16 protein-coding genes are annotated in these 14592 nt (G+C 69.0%); 5 read left to right on the top strand and 11 right to left on the bottom strand.

Annotated features, from left to right (window positions below; genetic code table 11):
* Positions 1-19: 19 nt before the first annotated feature.
* Both JWQ81_RS28420 and JWQ81_RS28415 read right to left on the bottom strand, forming a co-directional pair.
* Entirely contained in the window at positions 20-1522 is a 1503-nt protein-coding gene (locus JWQ81_RS28420; protein WP_297546424.1) for a molybdopterin-dependent oxidoreductase, read from the bottom strand.
* 179 nt (positions 1523-1701) lie between these two features.
* Positions 1702-1944 (bottom strand): glutaredoxin family protein, encoded by a 243-nt coding sequence (locus tag JWQ81_RS28415; protein ID WP_297546275.1) that lies wholly within the window; start codon positions 1942-1944, stop codon positions 1702-1704.
* Between the two features lie 71 nt (positions 1945-2015).
* On the opposite strand from JWQ81_RS28415, the gene JWQ81_RS28410 reads away from it, so the two are divergent.
* Both JWQ81_RS28410 and JWQ81_RS28405 read left to right on the top strand, forming a co-directional pair.
* The gene (locus JWQ81_RS28410; RefSeq protein ID WP_297546265.1) at positions 2016-2324 is read left to right on the top strand and encodes a type II toxin-antitoxin system prevent-host-death family antitoxin; all 309 of its coding nucleotides are present in this window, start codon (positions 2016-2018) and stop codon (positions 2322-2324) included.
* Positions 2325-2327: 3 nt separating this feature from the next.
* Positions 2328-2849: a type II toxin-antitoxin system RelE/ParE family toxin gene (locus tag JWQ81_RS28405; protein ID WP_297546263.1), complete on the top strand. Its 522-nt coding sequence runs from the start codon at positions 2328-2330 to the stop codon at positions 2847-2849.
* Positions 2850-2861: 12 nt separating this feature from the next.
* Here the strand turns inward: JWQ81_RS28405 and JWQ81_RS28400 are convergent, their stop codons facing one another.
* A complete protein-coding gene (locus JWQ81_RS28400) occupies positions 2862-4340 on the bottom strand; it encodes an AMP-binding protein (RefSeq protein ID WP_297546423.1) in 1479 nt (492 codons plus the stop codon).
* Positions 4341-4693: 353 nt separating this feature from the next.
* Here JWQ81_RS28400 and JWQ81_RS28395 point away from each other — a divergent pair, with 353 nt between their 5' ends.
* The 3 genes from JWQ81_RS28395 to JWQ81_RS28385 all read left to right on the top strand — a co-directional run bounded on the left by JWQ81_RS28395 (position 4694) and on the right by JWQ81_RS28385 (position 7699).
* Positions 4694-5404, top strand: coding sequence for a sigma-70 family RNA polymerase sigma factor (locus JWQ81_RS28395; RefSeq protein ID WP_297546261.1), 711 nt, complete (start codon positions 4694-4696; stop codon positions 5402-5404).
* A 124-nt stretch (positions 5405-5528) separates the two neighbouring features.
* Complete coding sequence (locus JWQ81_RS28390) at positions 5529-6665, top strand: DUF5667 domain-containing protein (protein WP_297546259.1); 1137 nt, start codon at positions 5529-5531, stop codon at positions 6663-6665.
* 116 nt (positions 6666-6781) lie between these two features.
* A complete protein-coding gene (locus tag JWQ81_RS28385; RefSeq protein WP_297546422.1) occupies positions 6782-7699 on the top strand; it encodes an HAD-IB family hydrolase in 918 nt (305 codons plus the stop codon).
* 105 nt (positions 7700-7804) lie between these two features.
* Here the strand turns inward: JWQ81_RS28385 and JWQ81_RS28380 are convergent, their stop codons facing one another.
* From JWQ81_RS28380 to JWQ81_RS28345, 8 genes are all read right to left on the bottom strand, one after another.
* Positions 7805-8875 carry a lysophospholipid acyltransferase family protein gene (locus tag JWQ81_RS28380; protein WP_297546258.1) on the bottom strand — a complete coding sequence of 357 codons (1071 nt, stop codon included), beginning with the start codon at positions 8873-8875 and terminating at the stop codon, positions 7805-7807.
* Positions 8872-9921, bottom strand: coding sequence for an NAD-dependent epimerase/dehydratase family protein (locus tag JWQ81_RS28375; protein WP_297546257.1), 1050 nt, complete (start codon positions 9919-9921; stop codon positions 8872-8874). Before JWQ81_RS28375 ends, JWQ81_RS28380 begins: the two co-directional genes overlap by 4 nt.
* A 378-nt stretch (positions 9922-10299) precedes the next feature.
* Positions 10300-10401: an AURKAIP1/COX24 domain-containing protein gene (locus tag JWQ81_RS28370; protein WP_007030867.1), complete on the bottom strand. Its 102-nt coding sequence runs from the start codon at positions 10399-10401 to the stop codon at positions 10300-10302.
* Between the two features lie 144 nt (positions 10402-10545).
* Positions 10546-10764 (bottom strand): helix-turn-helix domain-containing protein, encoded by a 219-nt coding sequence (locus tag JWQ81_RS28365; RefSeq protein ID WP_297546243.1) that lies wholly within the window; start codon positions 10762-10764, stop codon positions 10546-10548.
* A gap of 365 nt (positions 10765-11129) precedes the next feature.
* The gene (gene proC / locus JWQ81_RS28360; RefSeq protein WP_297546241.1) at positions 11130-11942 is read right to left on the bottom strand and encodes a pyrroline-5-carboxylate reductase; all 813 of its coding nucleotides are present in this window, start codon (positions 11940-11942) and stop codon (positions 11130-11132) included.
* Between the two features lie 24 nt (positions 11943-11966).
* Positions 11967-12746, bottom strand: a complete 780-nt coding sequence (locus tag JWQ81_RS28355) for a thioesterase family protein (RefSeq protein WP_297546421.1) — start codon at positions 12744-12746, stop codon at positions 11967-11969.
* A gap of 47 nt (positions 12747-12793) precedes the next feature.
* Positions 12794-13699, bottom strand: coding sequence for a proline dehydrogenase family protein (locus tag JWQ81_RS28350; RefSeq protein ID WP_297546239.1), 906 nt, complete (start codon positions 13697-13699; stop codon positions 12794-12796).
* 91 nt (positions 13700-13790) lie between these two features.
* Positions 13791-14588, bottom strand: a complete 798-nt coding sequence (locus JWQ81_RS28345; protein ID WP_297546419.1) for a sugar phosphate isomerase/epimerase — start codon at positions 14586-14588, stop codon at positions 13791-13793.
* Between the last annotated feature and the right edge of the window lie 4 nt (positions 14589-14592).

The raw sequence follows: 14592 nt of genomic DNA, 5'->3' as shown, positions 1-14592 counted from the left end.
AGATCGCCTGAACCGCAGGTCACGCACTGGTGAGCGTGACGGAATGCCAGCCGGTGGCGCCGTTCGGGACGGTTCCGGCACGATCCGAGGTCTGCGTGTAGCCGGACTGATCGGTCGCGCGGACGAAGACCTGGTGCGTCCCGGTGGGCACGTCCACCTCGGTCCACCACATGCGCCAGGTGTCCTTGTTGACCTCGGCCGACAGCGTCGCCGTCTGCCAGGGCCCCTGGTCCACCCGCACCTCGACCTTGGCGATTCCAGTGTGCTGCGCCCACGCCGTGCCAGCGACCCGCACCTTGCCGTGGGAGACGTTCGCGAACCCGCTCGGACTGTCGATCCGCGACTCGGTCTTGATCGGACCTTGCTCGCTCCAGCCGCGCTTGAGCCAGTACGCCTGGTTGGCCTGCCAGGTCGTCACGTTGAGGTCGGTGACCCACTTCGTCGCCGACACGTACCCATAGAGCCCGGGGATCACGATCCGCGCCGGGAAGCCGTGCTCGATGGGCAGCGGGTCGCCGTTGGCGCCGATCGCGAGCATCGCGCCGCGCTTGGGGTCCAGCACCGCTTCGATCGGGCTCCCGGCGTTCCACCCGTCGACGCTGGTGGCGAACAGCTGCTCGGCACCGGCTTTGACGCCGGCCTCGTTCAGGAGGTCCGCCAGGTCGACGCCGACGAAGCTGGCCGTCGAGGTGTACGGCCCGCCGACCTCGTTGGATACGCAGGTCAGCGTCACCGTGCGCTCGACGAGCGGCCGGTTCCGGATGTCCGAGTAGTTGAAGGTGACTTCCCGGTCGACCATCCCGTGGATCTTCAGGCTCCAGTCCTCAGTGCGGACCTGAGGAATGACGAACGCGGTGTCGACGCGGTAGAAGTCGGCCGCCGGGGTGATGAACGGCGGGGTGCCGAGCTTCGCGAAGTCGGCGTCGGCGGGAATGGCCGGTGCCGTGCGCGCGGGCACGAGCTTGCCGACGGCGGCCCGTGAGCCTTCCGCGTTCTTGCTGTTGCCGATGAGCTGGCCGGCGACCCCGGCCACCGCGGACCCCGCGAGCACACCGGCACTGGTGAGCAGGAACTTGCGGCGGTTCGGGTCTTCGGAGGAACCGGGAGCCACCGAGGCCTTGAACGACTCCGGCAGCAGCATCCGGAAGAGCCAGTTGAAGACCAGCACCCCGACGACCAGGCAGACCACCGGCGCGAGCACGCCGACCTGACCCAGGTCCGAGCGGTTGTACACGGCCAGCACACCGAGTACGCCGAACACCGCGAAGACGATCTGGCCGATCAGCGGTTTCCGCCGCGACAGCAGGCCGGCAACCGCGGCGATGAGGACGATCACCACGGCCATGCCGATCTTGAGGTACAGCTTGTCGTTGCTGCCCAGCGTCTGCTCGGCGAACTTCACCAGGCCCAGGGGGCTCTTGTCGATGACCGTGTTCGCCACGGCGATGAACGGCGACGCGTTGATGCCGACGAACCCGGCGACCAGTTGGCCGGCGGCCAGCGCCGCGGCGAGCGCGGTGATGCCGATCAGGGCCGCGAGCAGTTTCGGCAGCCGGGGGGCCGCGGCGGGCTTGCTCGGCGGAAGGTCTTTCACTTCGGTGGTCACACTCCTATCTTCGGAGCGAAAGCCTCCACCGATTGGCGGTTGACCCTTACGAGTGCCTTACGGCTCACCCAGTTGTGTTGCCGAGCACAGTCGATTCAGGCGTCGGCGAGCGCCTTGCGGAATCTGTCCTCTTCGACCGACCAGTACCCGTGCTCGTCCCCGTCGATGAGGATCACCGGCACGCGGTCGCCGTACTCGCCGCGCCACTCCGGGTCGCTGTCGACGTCGGCGGTGGTCCACTCCACCCCTAGTTCGGCGCAGATGCGCTCGACGTCTTGCTCCGCCTTCACACAACCCGAGCAGCCCTGCCGGGTCATCACGGTCACCTGGTGCGACATGGAACGATCCTCTCAGCACAGCCGGAGCCGCGCAGCTGGAAAATCTGAGCATAATTCTGTACAGTTTTGCCATGGCAGTTTTTCGGGACGTTCACGAACTGACGGTCACGGAGGCGACCAAGCGCGGCGTGGCTGGCCTGGTCTCCGACGCCGAGCACGGCGAAGATCTCGTAGTCACTCGACACCATCTCCCGGTGGCCGCCGTAGTCGGCGTTCGACGCCTGACCGAGATCGAAGAGGCTGCCGACGATCTCCGGGATTTGGCGCTCGTGCTCGCTCGTTCGGCCACCGACACCGGGCGGCGCACTTCCTTCGACGACGTCCTGACCGCCTTCGGGCACACACGAGAGTCGGTCGCCGCCATCGAGGACGACGAATAGAAGATGACGGAGATCGCTTTCACCGACGCGGCCGTCGACGACCTGCGCAGGCTCGGGCCGGACGTCGTACCCAAGGTCCTGAAGAAGATCCTGATCCTGCTCGACGATCCGGAGGCCGGCTACCCGCTGGGCGGGAAGCTCACCGGTTTTCGCAAACTGGTGGTCGGTCGCAACCACTGGCGTGTCGTCTACCGCCTCACCGAGCACGGTTCGGTCGAGATCTGCGAGGTCTGGTGCGTCGGGGCCAGGTCGGACGCCCAGGTCTACGCGGAGGCGACGTCGCGGGCAGCGGACGCGGTCGCCCACAACCCCGCCCTCCAGCGTCTCGCCGACGTGATCGACAGGTTGGGCCGGCTGGCGGGGCGGGTGACCGTCGAGGAGGAGCCGCGCGCCGAGCCCGTTCCCGATTGGCTTGCTCAGCGGCTCATCCATACCGCGGACATTCCTCCGGAGAAGGTCGCCGCGCTCGATCTCGAACAGGCCGTCGATCTCTGGACCGCGTTCTCCAACAAACCGCAACCATGAACGAACCGCCTGTCAGCGCAGCCTGAGCCGGCGGAGCTTGCCTGTGGCCGAATGCGGCAGCGACTCGGCGAACTCGACAGTCTGCGGCACCTTGTAGCCGGCCAAGCGGGCCGCGCAGTGCTCGACGACCTGCTGCTCGGACAGCGAGGCGCCGACGACCGGAACCACGACAGCCTTCACGGCCTCACCGCTGCGCTCGTCGACCACGCCGACGACAGCCGCCTCGGCGACCTCTGGCAGCAGGCCGATGACGTTCTCGACCTCGTGCGGGAAGACGTTGAAGCCGTTCACGATGATCAGGTCGTTCGCGCGGTCGACCAGGTGCAGGTCCCCGTCGACGTCGAGGTAGCCGACGTCACCGGTGCGGAACCAGCCCTCGGCGTCCGGACCGTGCGCGCCGTCGGGCCAGTAACCGGAGAACAGGTTGTCCCCGCGGATCGAGACCAGGCCGGTGCCGCCGTGTTCCTCCTCGAACATGTCGTCGAGGTCGGTGGGGTCGAGTTCGACCGGGGCCGCGAGGCCGTCGCTGTCCACCAGCCGCACCTCGACGCCGGGCAGCGGGCTGCCGACCGAGCCCGGCTTGGGGTAGCCGGTCACCATCGTCGTGGTGACCACGGGCGCGCACTCGGTCAGGCCATAACCCTCGAACACCCCGAGCCCGGTGGCCTCACGGATCGCGGCAAGCACCTTCGGGTGCAGCGGGGCCGCGCCGGAGGTCAGCCGCCGGATGCTCGACAGACCGGCGCCGAGCTCCTGGGCGGGCAGCGCCGCGAACTCGGCGTACATCGCGGGCACGCCGGCGATCGACGTCACGCGGTACTTCGCGCAGGCCTCCAGCGCGCGCTGCGCGTCGAAACGTTCGGCGAGCACGATCATCGCGCCCAGCGCGGTGGACTGCAGGAGCCCGGGGCCGAGCCCGTAGACGTGGAAGAGCGGGATCGTGATCAGGACGCGGTCGGACCGCTCCAGCACCGGCGGCTTGATTTCGCTCAGCTGCCGAATGTTCGCGAGCAGCGCGCGGTGCGAGAGCATCACGCCGCGCGGCGGGCCGGTGGTACCGGACGTGTACGAGATGACCGCGATGTCTTCTCCGCCGCGGCCGACGTCGACGGGTTCGCCCGGCGAGACACTTGGTGCGACAGATGTCACATTGGCGGGCAGGTCCGCGGACGGTTCCCGCTCGACGACGAGTCGAGCGCCGCTGTGTTCGAGCAGTTCGTGGAGCTCCGGCCCAGGCGACTGCGGCGAGATCGGCACCGCGATCCCGCCGGCCCGCATCACACCGAACAGCGTCACCGCGAAGTCCGGCGACGTCGGCAGCCGCACCGCGACGCGGTCGCCCGGTTCGACTCCGGCCTCGAGCAACCGGCTGGCCAGGCCATACGCGGCGGCGTCGAACTGCGCCCACGTCAGGCTGGCGCCGGACGCGGCTTCCACCAGCGCGTCGGAATCAGGCCAGGCACGGGCGGCGGCCGACAGCAGGGCGGCCACACTGCCGTCGGTCGGTTCGTTGGCGTGCCCGTCGCTCAAATCCAGCCCCTGTCTCTGCTCGAGAGTCACCGGTCGCTTGCTGTTGCCAGTTTGTCATCTCACTCCCCCGTCATGGGGATGGAGATGGCCCGTCGCACTCCCGTTAACCGGGACACCTCTACCTACTTCGCGGTAACAACACGTATGCTGCTGGTCGTCCACGAGTGGTGTTGATCACTCGGGGAATCTGACAAGGGAGTCGCTGTGACGAACTGGCTTGCTGTTGACGAAATGGTTCGCGCAGGTCAAGACTCCCTGTCCGGGATGGTCATCGGGGGCGACGAACTGGGCGGGCCCGTCGGAGGTGCCACACGATGAGCCTGCAATTCGCCGCGACCCGCGGCCCGGCGATCATGGCCGCCGGACACATCATCCGCCGCGCGTCGGCGCGGCCGGCCCCGTCGAGCAGGCGGAACCCCACCAAAGACGACACCGATCGCGCCGAAGTGGCCAAGGCCGAGGGCTGGGACCTGGTCCGCGCCGCCCAGGAAGGCGACTCGTCGGCGTTCGGACTCCTCTACGACCGCTATGTCGACGTCGTCTACCGCTACGTCCTGTTCCGGCTCGGTGACCGCGACCTAGCCGAAGACGTCACCAGCGAGACCTTCCTGCGCGCGCTGCGTCGCATCACGTCGGTGAGCTACCAGGGCCGCGACGTCGGCGCGTGGTTCGTCACGATCGCCCGCAACCTCATCCTCGACCACGTGAAGTCCAGCCGGTTTCGGCTCGAGGTCGTCACCGACGAGGTCACCGAGCCGGGCGCGGTCCCGCTGTCCGGGATCGGCACCCAGACCCAGACCGGCCCGGAGCAGCAGGTGATCAACCGCGCCACCCGCGCCGAACTGCTTCGGTGCGTCGCCGAACTGGGCGAGGACCAGCGGGAATGCATCGTCCTGCGGTTCATGCAGGGCCTGTCCGTGGCCGAGACCGCCGTGATCATGAAACGCAATGAAGGCGCCATCAAGGCCCTCCAGCACCGGGCCGTACGCCGATTGGCGCAACTTCTGCCCACCGGGTTGCGCTGAGCGGCACAATTTCTGTCCCTTTCCGGTCGGACTGGCCCGAATCCGTAACCATCGGGGCCGCCGGATCGTTTTCCCCCTAGACCGGTCAAGTTGGCGGTCGTGCACAGGGAGACGGAGCCGGACCGTGGGCGTGCCCAGGTGGTTCTCGCGCGAGCGGGCGGAAAGCGACCGCTTCGCGCAGGCCGTCGACGACCGATCCGGCGGGGAGTCCGCCGAGTTCGCGACCGAACTTGCCCTGCTCGACCACCTCCGCGCGCTCGGCGAAGCCGGGGCGCCGGACGCCGAAACCCGCCGACGGATCCACGCGGACATCTTCGAAAGGCTCGCTCCGGCGGATGAAGAGCGTGATGAGAACATTGACAACGATGACAAGCCCAGTCCGCTTCGCCGCAAGCACCCGATCCTGGTCGGCACGCTGGTCGCGGCGGTCGCCGCGCTGCTCGTCCTCGGCGGGCTGAGCCTGCTGCTGTCCAAGAACGCCCTGCCGGGAGACGCGCTGTACGGCGTCAAGCGCGCCGGCGAGTCGGCCGAGCTGGGCCTGACGTTCGGGCAGCAGGCGAAGGGCGAGAAGTACCTCGAGTTCGCGACGAACCGGATCGAGGAGCTCGCCCAGCTGTCGAAGAACGACGCCGGTAGCGCCGCCTACGTGACCGGGCTTGCCGACTTCGACAGCGACGTCAGCTCCGGTGTCGCTCAGCTCACCTCGGTGGCGACCGCGAACGGCGGTGATCAGCAGCTGACCGAGCTGCGCACCTGGGCCGCCCAGCAGTCCACCAAGCTCGACGCCGAACAGGCGGCCATCCCACCTGCCGCCGCCGCGCAGTTCGCGCAGACGCGGTCGCTGCTCGGCAAGATCACCGAACGCGCGGCGTCGCTGGCCGCGCGCCTCGGGTGCTACCAGATCACGTCGGGCCTCACCGACCAACTGGGCGCCATCCCCGCGCAGGGCGCCTGCGACGCCCCGGCGACGACGTCGGCAGGCGGTAGCCCGACGACCGGGCCGCCGACGGGTGGCACGGTCGTGCCCCCGCCCGACCCCGTCGTGGGCTCACAGACGACGTCGGTGCTCTCCCGGACGGAGACCGCACTGGCGACACCGCCGCTGCCCACGGCGACCTCGGGCGGCTCGCAGCCGCCGCCGGTGATCGCGCCGCCGATCCTGCCGCCGATCAACCCCCGCCCGCCGACGACGTCGCCGCGTCCGCCGCTGATCTCGCTGCCGCCGCTGCTTCCCGGCCTGCCGCCGATCGTGATCGGTTGACCAGGTCGGTGTCGGTCGCGTGCACGCCAGCGAGCCGTAGGACATCGGCCACGCGCTGTCGCTAGTCTGTGCACAAGTACCCGGCCCGTCCGGGCCGCCGGGTCGACTAGTCCAACCTGGAGGCGGTGTGCGTGGCATCGTGGCGCGGCAGGGATAAGAGCCAGGAGCTCGAGCGGCTCGCTGAGCTGGCCGGCGAAGCGTCGGCCGAGGCGGCCGTGGCGATGGAGATCGCCGCGTCGAACGAGCCGCCGGCACCCCCGGCCCCGCCGGACCTGACGGCCGCCGCCTTCTTCGACGTGGACAACACGATGATGATGGGCGCGTCGATCTACTACTTCGCCCGCGGGCTGGCCGCGCGGAAGTTCTTCACCAGCGCCGATCTCGTCGGGTTCGCCTGGCAGCAGGTCAAGTTCCGGGTCGGCGGCCGCGAGGACAAGGAGACCGTGCGGTCCTCACGCGAGCAGGCACTGTCCTTTGTGGCCGGTCGCACGGTCAAGGAGCTCACCGAGATCAGCGAAGAGATCTACGACGAGCTGATGGCCGAGAAGATCTGGTCGGGCACGCGCGCCCTCGCGCAGATGCACCTCGACGCCGGACAGCGGGTGTGGCTCGTCACCGCGACCCCGATCGAGCTGGCGGCGATCATCTCGCGGCGGCTCGGGCTGACCGGCGCGCTCGGCACGGTCGCCGAACATGTCGACGGCGTGTACACCGGACGTCTTGTCGGTGACATGCTGCACGGCCGCGCGAAGGCCCACGCCGTGCGCGCGCTCGCCTCCCGCGAAGGGCTCAACCTCAAGCGCTGCACGGCGTATTCGGACTCGCAGAACGACGTGCCGATGCTGTCGGCGGTCGGGACAGCCGTGGCCGTCAACCCGGACTCGGGCCTGCGCGACGTCGCCAGGGCACGTGGCTGGGAGGTGCGCGACTTCCGCACCGGCCGCAAGGCCGCGAAGATCGGCGTGCCCACAGTCCTCGGCGCGGGAGCCCTGGCCGGCGCTATCGCCGTCGCCCTCGCCCACCGCCGCCGCTGACCCCAGCTGCACCAACTATCGCAACTCGCCGTCGAGTTGCGATAGTTGTGGACGCTAAGTACCGCAACTCGACGGCGACTTGCGCTTTGGGGCGACGGCAGGGGGTTAGCCGCGGAAGACGCCTTCGCGTTGGGAGAGGCGCTTGTAGAGGGTCTGCTGGATGGACTCACGGACCTGGTCGGTGAGGTTGAACACCAGCATCGGGTCCTCCTCGGCCTCGGGGTCGAACCCTTCGGTGCTGATCGGCTCGCCGAACTCGATGCTCCACTTCGTCGGCAGTGGGATCGCGCCGAGCGGGCCGAGCAGCGGGAAGAACGGCGTGACCGGGAAGTACGGCAGCCCGAGCATCCTGGCGAGCAGCTTGATGTCGCCGATCTTCGGGTAGATCTCCTCCGCGCCGACGATCGACACCGGGATGATCGGCACCCCGGTCCGCAGCGCCGCCGACACGAACCCGCCGCGGCCGAACCGCTGCAGCTTGTACCGCGAAGCGAACGGCTTGCCAATGCCCTTGAAGCCCTCCGGCCAGACGCCGACGAGCTCTCCCTTGCGCAGCAGGCGTTCCGCGTCCGGGTTGCAGGCGAGCGTCTGCCCGGACTTGCGGGCCAACGAGCCGACGAGCGGCGCCTTGAACACCAGATCCGCACCGAGCCCGCGCAGGTGGCGATGCGTCGGGGTCTCGTCGTGGACGGCGACGGACGTCATCAGCGCGTCGAGCGGCAACGTGCCCGAGTGGTTGCAGACCAGCAGCGCGCCGCCTTCGGACGGCAGGTTGTGCACGCCGTGCGTGGTGACCCGGAACCACTTCTCGTAAAGCGCGCGCAACGGCGGCAGCACAAGGTTGTCGGTCAGCTCTGCGTCGAAGCCGAACTCGTCAACGGTGTAATCGCCGGTCAGCCGGTTGCGCAGGAAGCTCAGCGCGTGGGTGAGCCCACTGGACAACGTCGTGTCCGCGGGCGGCGCGGGGAGTTCGACGGACGCCGGGCGCGGGAAGTTCACCACCGGCGCCTCGACACGCCGCTCGGCGTCCCCGTCACCTGCCTGCCCTGTCCCCGCTTCGGGCGTCGGCGCGGGCTTCTCACGGCCCGGTCCGTGCAGCGGGATGACCTGGGCTTGGGCACTGGTCGTCACGTTATCCACCTCGTTCCGTCGTTCCGTGTTTCGCGGTCGGCTCATCGGCCGACCGCTTGACCGGTTGCCGCCGCGACGGCGACCTTGCGGGCGAGGCCCGCGAGGCGCTGGCCGTCGAGCACCGGCCTGAGCCCGCGACCCTGGATGTAGTCGTCGAAGGCCTCCCGCGTCGTCCAGCGCGGGGTGTAGCCGAATTCCTGCTTGAGCTTGGTGATGTCCACCACCCGGCCGAAGTTGAGCAGCCGCACCTGGTCGGCGGAGAAGTCGACGACCCGCGCGCCGCGCAGCAGCTTGCCGACCGACGGCACGACTGAGCGCGGCATCGGCAGGCCGATCCGGCCCGCCCTGCGGATCGCCTGCGACAGCGTGAGCACGCCCTCGGAGCCGACGTTGAACACTCCGGGCTTGTCCTCGAGCGCGGCGATCTCCATCACCGCGAGGGCGTCCGCCGAATGCAGGAGCTGGATGCGCGCGTCGTAGCCGAACACAGTCGGGACCACCGGCAGCGCGAAGTACCGCGCGAGCACGGTGTCGACCTCGGGGCCGATCATGTTGATCATCCGGGCCATCGTGACCGTGATGTCGGGGCGCCGGCGGGACAGCCCGCGCACGTAGCCCTCCATCTCGACGGCGTCCTTCGCGTAGCCGCTCGACGACGTCGGGATGAGCTCGGAGTCCTCCGTGAACACGGCCTGCGAGCGCGCGCTGGCGCCGTACACCGCCGCCGTCGACTTGACGACCAGCTTGCGCACCAGCGGCGAGCGCTGGCAGGCCGCGAGCAGCCGCATGGTGCCGATGACGTTGACCTCCTTGATCGCCGTGCGGCGGCCGGGACCGGCCGGATGCGCGGTGGTGGAGGCATGGACCACGGTGTCGACCTGGGCGGTACTGATCACCTTGGCGATGAGCGGGTTCCGGATGTCCGCGCGGACGAACTCCGCGTGCCCCATGCGCTGCATGACGGCCTTGGGCGGCGGGGTGGTGTCGACCCCGATCACGCGCTCGAACTCGGGGTTGTTGCCCAGCCTGGCCAGGAGCTTTCCGCCCAGCTCACCACCGACTCCGGTCACGAGCACGATGTTGGACGGCATGAATCTCCCTGGCGGCGGTGAAGCTTGGGTTTCCCGGTAACGATGGTGGCTGCGCGACCACTGCTGGCGCGCGATCGTCGATGATCACCGGGAGTGCGCGAACCTGCACTCATTGAAGCATCGCGCGGAGGCCCCCTCGATGTTACCGCCGATAATGCCTGGTCCGAGGGGCCCTTACAGGCTATTAACCCGACCGCTGCGAACAGGTCACGGGACTCACTCGAATGGGCGTGACGGCCGCGACAATCACACCGAGGGTGCACATCTCCTTGAAAAAGTGTCCCCGGAAGCTGTTTCCTCGAAAAATAAGCAAGGCCCGCCCCAGGGGGACGGGCCTTGCTGGACACGGCTCTGCCGCCAAGCGGCAGAGCTGAAGCCCTACTTGCCGGCTTTCCTTCGCTGCACCCTGGTGCGGCGAAGCAGCTTGCGGTGCTTCTTCTTCGACATGCGCTTGCGGCGCTTCTTGATCACAGAGCCCACGGGCGCTCCTTATTGTCGTCGTTGATAACGCTGCTCGGTGCAGCGTCCAACGGGTGGAGCGCATCAAGCACGAGCGGTCTTCAAGGTTACCTGTGGCCTCTGGCGGGTGAGTCGGCGGACCCATGGAGTGAGCCCACCGGCTGCTCAACCCACGTCGAAGTAGGCACCTTCGAGATAGTCGTGCACCGCTTTTTCCGGCACGCGGAACGACTTCCCGACCCGGACAGCCGGAAGTTCACCCGAATGCACCAATCGATAGACGGTCATCTTGGAGACCCGCATGAGCGTGGCCACCTCGGCGACCGTGAGGAACTGGACCTGGCCGACCGTGGTCAGCACCGGCTTCTTCTTGTTCGGCGACATAATTCACCGTGCCTTTCGACACGTGTCGCGCCACGAGGCTTCCCCACCTGTGGTATCGACACGCACGTGCTTCCTGAACAGTAGCGGGACACGTGGGACTCCTGCGACGCCTGTCACCAAGATGGGCCCATCCTGCACCCGAACGCCACGTCATTCCCACGGAAGAGCCGCTTGACTCCGCCGAATGCCTGGATGCCGGTTTGCGGCCAGCATCCAGCGGGGCTGATGGTGTCGGTGTGACTGCCGGGGTTGGCCGGTCGGGTGCCGTTGTGTACGAAACGTCCCCACTACGTCCTCCAGGGCCGCCCTTGACATCCATAGGAGCGGATCCTCGACGTGACGGCCCCAGAGCCCCGCCCAGGCGGCTACGCCTCGTCGTGGGCTTTGCCGAGCTCCTGGGAGCGGTCTCGCGCGGCCTCGATGGCCGCCAGGAGCGCCGCGCGGACGCCGTGCTTCTCCAGCTCCCGGATCGCGTTGATGGTGGTCCCCGCGGGCGACGTGACGGCCTCGCGCAGCAGCACCGGGTGTTCGCCGGACTCGGCGAGCATCTTCCCCGCGCCGACGGCCGATTGGATGATCAGCTGCCCGGCGAGCTCGCGCGGGAGGCCGAGCAGGATCCCGGCGTCGATCATCGCCTCGACCAGGTAGAAGAAGTACGCCGGGCCGGAGCCGGACAGCGCGGTCACGGCGTCCTGCTGCGACTCGGGGACCTCGACGACCTTGCCGACGCATTCCAGCATCTCGCGGACCAGCGCGAGGTGCTGGGACGTCGCGTGGCTGCCGGCCGAGATCGCGCTCATGGCCTCGCCGACCAGCATCGGGGTGTTCGGCATGACCCGCACCACCGGCACACCGGCGGCCAGCCGGCGCTCGTACAACGACGTCGGGAGCCCGGCGCACAGTGAGACGACCAGCGACTCCGGCCCGAGCAACGGCGCCAGCTCGTCCAGCACCGGCTCGATGTCCTGCGGCTTGACGGCCACAACGAGCACGTCGGCCCGCTTTGCGGCGTCGGCGACCGTGACGCCGTGGACGCCGTAGAGCCGCGTCAGTTCCTCCGCGCGTGCCGGGTACCGCTCGGTGAACAGGAGCTCGTCCGCGCTCCTGCCGCCGTGCAGCAGCCCCGACAGCAGGGCTTCGCCGATCTTTCCCGCACCCAAAACCGCGATAACGCTCATGGGAGCCAGCGTGCCAAACGCCGCCTACGACCCCGGTGCCGGGGCGAGCGCGAGCCCCAGCTGCCGCGTCTGGCAGACCAGCCTGCCTTGCGCATCGATCACCGTGGCGTCGGAGTCGAACCACGACTCGTGGACCGAACGGCTGTCGACGACGACCCGCAGCCAGCCCGGCGCCGGCCGCGTGCGGACCAGTGCCGTCATCTGCACGGTCGGGGCCCAGCCGCGCCGGCCGAGGTTGAACACGACCGGCGGATTCAGGTCACCGGCGAGCAGCGCGAAGAACGTGTCCGGCTGGCTGTCCCGAGGTCGTGCCCACAGCCGGATCCGCGGCGGGTCCGTGGTGCGGCCGGTCAGGTAGCCGACGGTCGCCGGGTCAAGGCGGATGTCGCAGCCCTTCGACAGGTTGAACACGCCTTCGAAGCTGCCGCCGGCGACTGGGATCGCGCCGGCAGGCGGCTCGATCGGCATCGCGGGCAGGTCGAGCCACTCGGGCCGCCGCATCGGCAGCCGCCCGGCGGTCACCCGCGCCTCGACGCAGCTGCGGCCGCGCTGTTCCAGTCCGACGGACACCGTGCTCGTCGTCCGGCCCACCTTGCGGACCTCGGTCCGCAGCAGCACCGGGCCGACCGCGGGCGGCCGCAAGAAGTCGGCGCTGACCACCAGCGGGTCCGCCGGCGGCTCACCGGACTCGACCAGCGCCGACAACCCGGCCTTGGCCAGCAGCGCGAGCAGGAGCCCACCGTGCGGATGACCGCTGATCGACCATTCGTGCCGCAGGACCCCGGTGAACGTGCCGTCGCCCATGGACCGCACCGCGATCGCCGCGTCGAACGGCGTGGCTTCGCCCGTGCTCACGAACGACTGGCTAGCGCGCGCAGGAATATCTTCGCGTCCGCGGACGGCTCGGTGAGCCTCCGCAAGAAGTGTCCGTACCACTGCTCGCCGTAAGGCACGTGTATCCGCACCGTCTCGCCCCCCTCGGCCAGGCCGCGCTGGTAAGCCGGCCGGACTCCGTACCACTGTTGGAATTCGTACTCGCCCTGCTTGCGGCCGTACCAGCGCGCACGTTCGGTGAGCACGTCGATGAGCCGTCGATCATGGGTGGCGAACATCGGGTGGCCGTCACCCGCCAGCAGCACATTCGCACACCTGACGTACGAGAGGTCGATTTCGTGCTGATTTCCGGTCTCCACCGCGCCCGCACGAAGACGCACGCGTGTGCCCTCAGCCGTCAGCGACGCCGTATCCGCTTCGGCACGCGGTGAGGACGCACGCAGCACGATGCCGACGCGCGGCCAGGTGTGCCGCAGCTCTTCGAAGGAGCGCAGACCGGCGTCCGTCATCGGGCCGTGAACGTCGAACGTCACGGTGGTGTCGCACTGCTCGGCGGCCGCGGCGAGGCGCCAGATGTTGTCCAGCGCGAGCTTGTCGTCGATCAACCCGCCGACCGCGGACCACGTCAGACTGACTTCGGCGTGCGCCGACAGGCCGCGGGCATACACGAGATCGAGCAGTCCGAGGTACTCGCGCACGGTCTGTTCGGCCACCGCCCGGTCCGGGGTCCGCTCGCCCAGGTGGGCCAACGTGCTGCGCAGGCCCTCTCCGGCGAGCCGCTCGGCCGCGTCGACGGCGGAAGCGGCGGAAGCACCGGCCACCAGGCTGTCGGCCCGGCCACGGCAGCCGGGACCGGCGGTCACGAACCGGCGGACGATGTCACTTCCGGCGAAGGCGAAGATCAACGATCGCGGCGGGTTCACGGGCGGAACTCTACGTGTTCACGTGCCGGAAATGCAGAGCCGATTGGACTGTTCGAGCGACAATCTCGATCTTGAACAGTGATCTTGAACCCTATTGGCCCAAATGGAAACGCGCGAACAGCAGCGACTCGGCGAGGTCCTTCGCCCGGCCCGCCGAAGAGGACGCGTGACGCGTGTTGATCTCGAGCACGATCTGCCCGTCGTAACCCTGGGCGACAAGCAGTTCCAGCAGCTCCGCACACGGCTGACCACCGCGGCCCGGGACCATGTGCTCGTCCTTGGGAATGCCGGTGCCGTCGGCGAGGTGGACGTGGCTGAGCCCGGCACCCATCCGCCCCGCCAGCGCGACGGCGTCCATCCTGGCCGCCGCGGTGTGGGACAGGTCGAGCGTGTAGTGCCGGTAGCCGACGTCGGTCGGGTCGATCGACGGCCGGAACGCCGATACCCGGGAGTCACGGGAACCGCCGGGCGGGCGGACCTTGAACATGTTCTCGACGGCGATCGCGATCCCGCTGGCGTCCTCGAGCTCGTTGACCAGGTCCGCGAAGGCGTCGCCGTAGCGCCGCTGCCAGCGGAACGGCGGGTGCACCACCACGGTCGGCGCGCCGAGGTCGACCGCGGCGTCGATGGTCCGCCGCAGCCGCACGACCGGGTCCGGGGACCAGACCCGCTGGGTGATCAGCAGCGACGGCGAATGCACCGACAGGACCGGCATCCCGGTGTCACGGGACCAGCGGCGCAGCGCGGAGACGTCCTGGCTGATCGGATCGGCCCAGACCATCACCTCGACGCCGTCGTACCCGAGCTCGGCGGCGAGCTCAAAGGCCGCGCCGGCTTTCAGCGGCCAGACCGAAGCCGTCGACAAGCCCACCTTGTGCGTGGAGGGCACACGC

This window comes from Amycolatopsis sp., assembly GCF_025464955.1.
Lineage (GTDB): Bacteria > Actinomycetota > Actinomycetes > Mycobacteriales > Pseudonocardiaceae > Amycolatopsis.
This window is presented reverse-complemented; position numbering and strand designations above follow the sequence as displayed.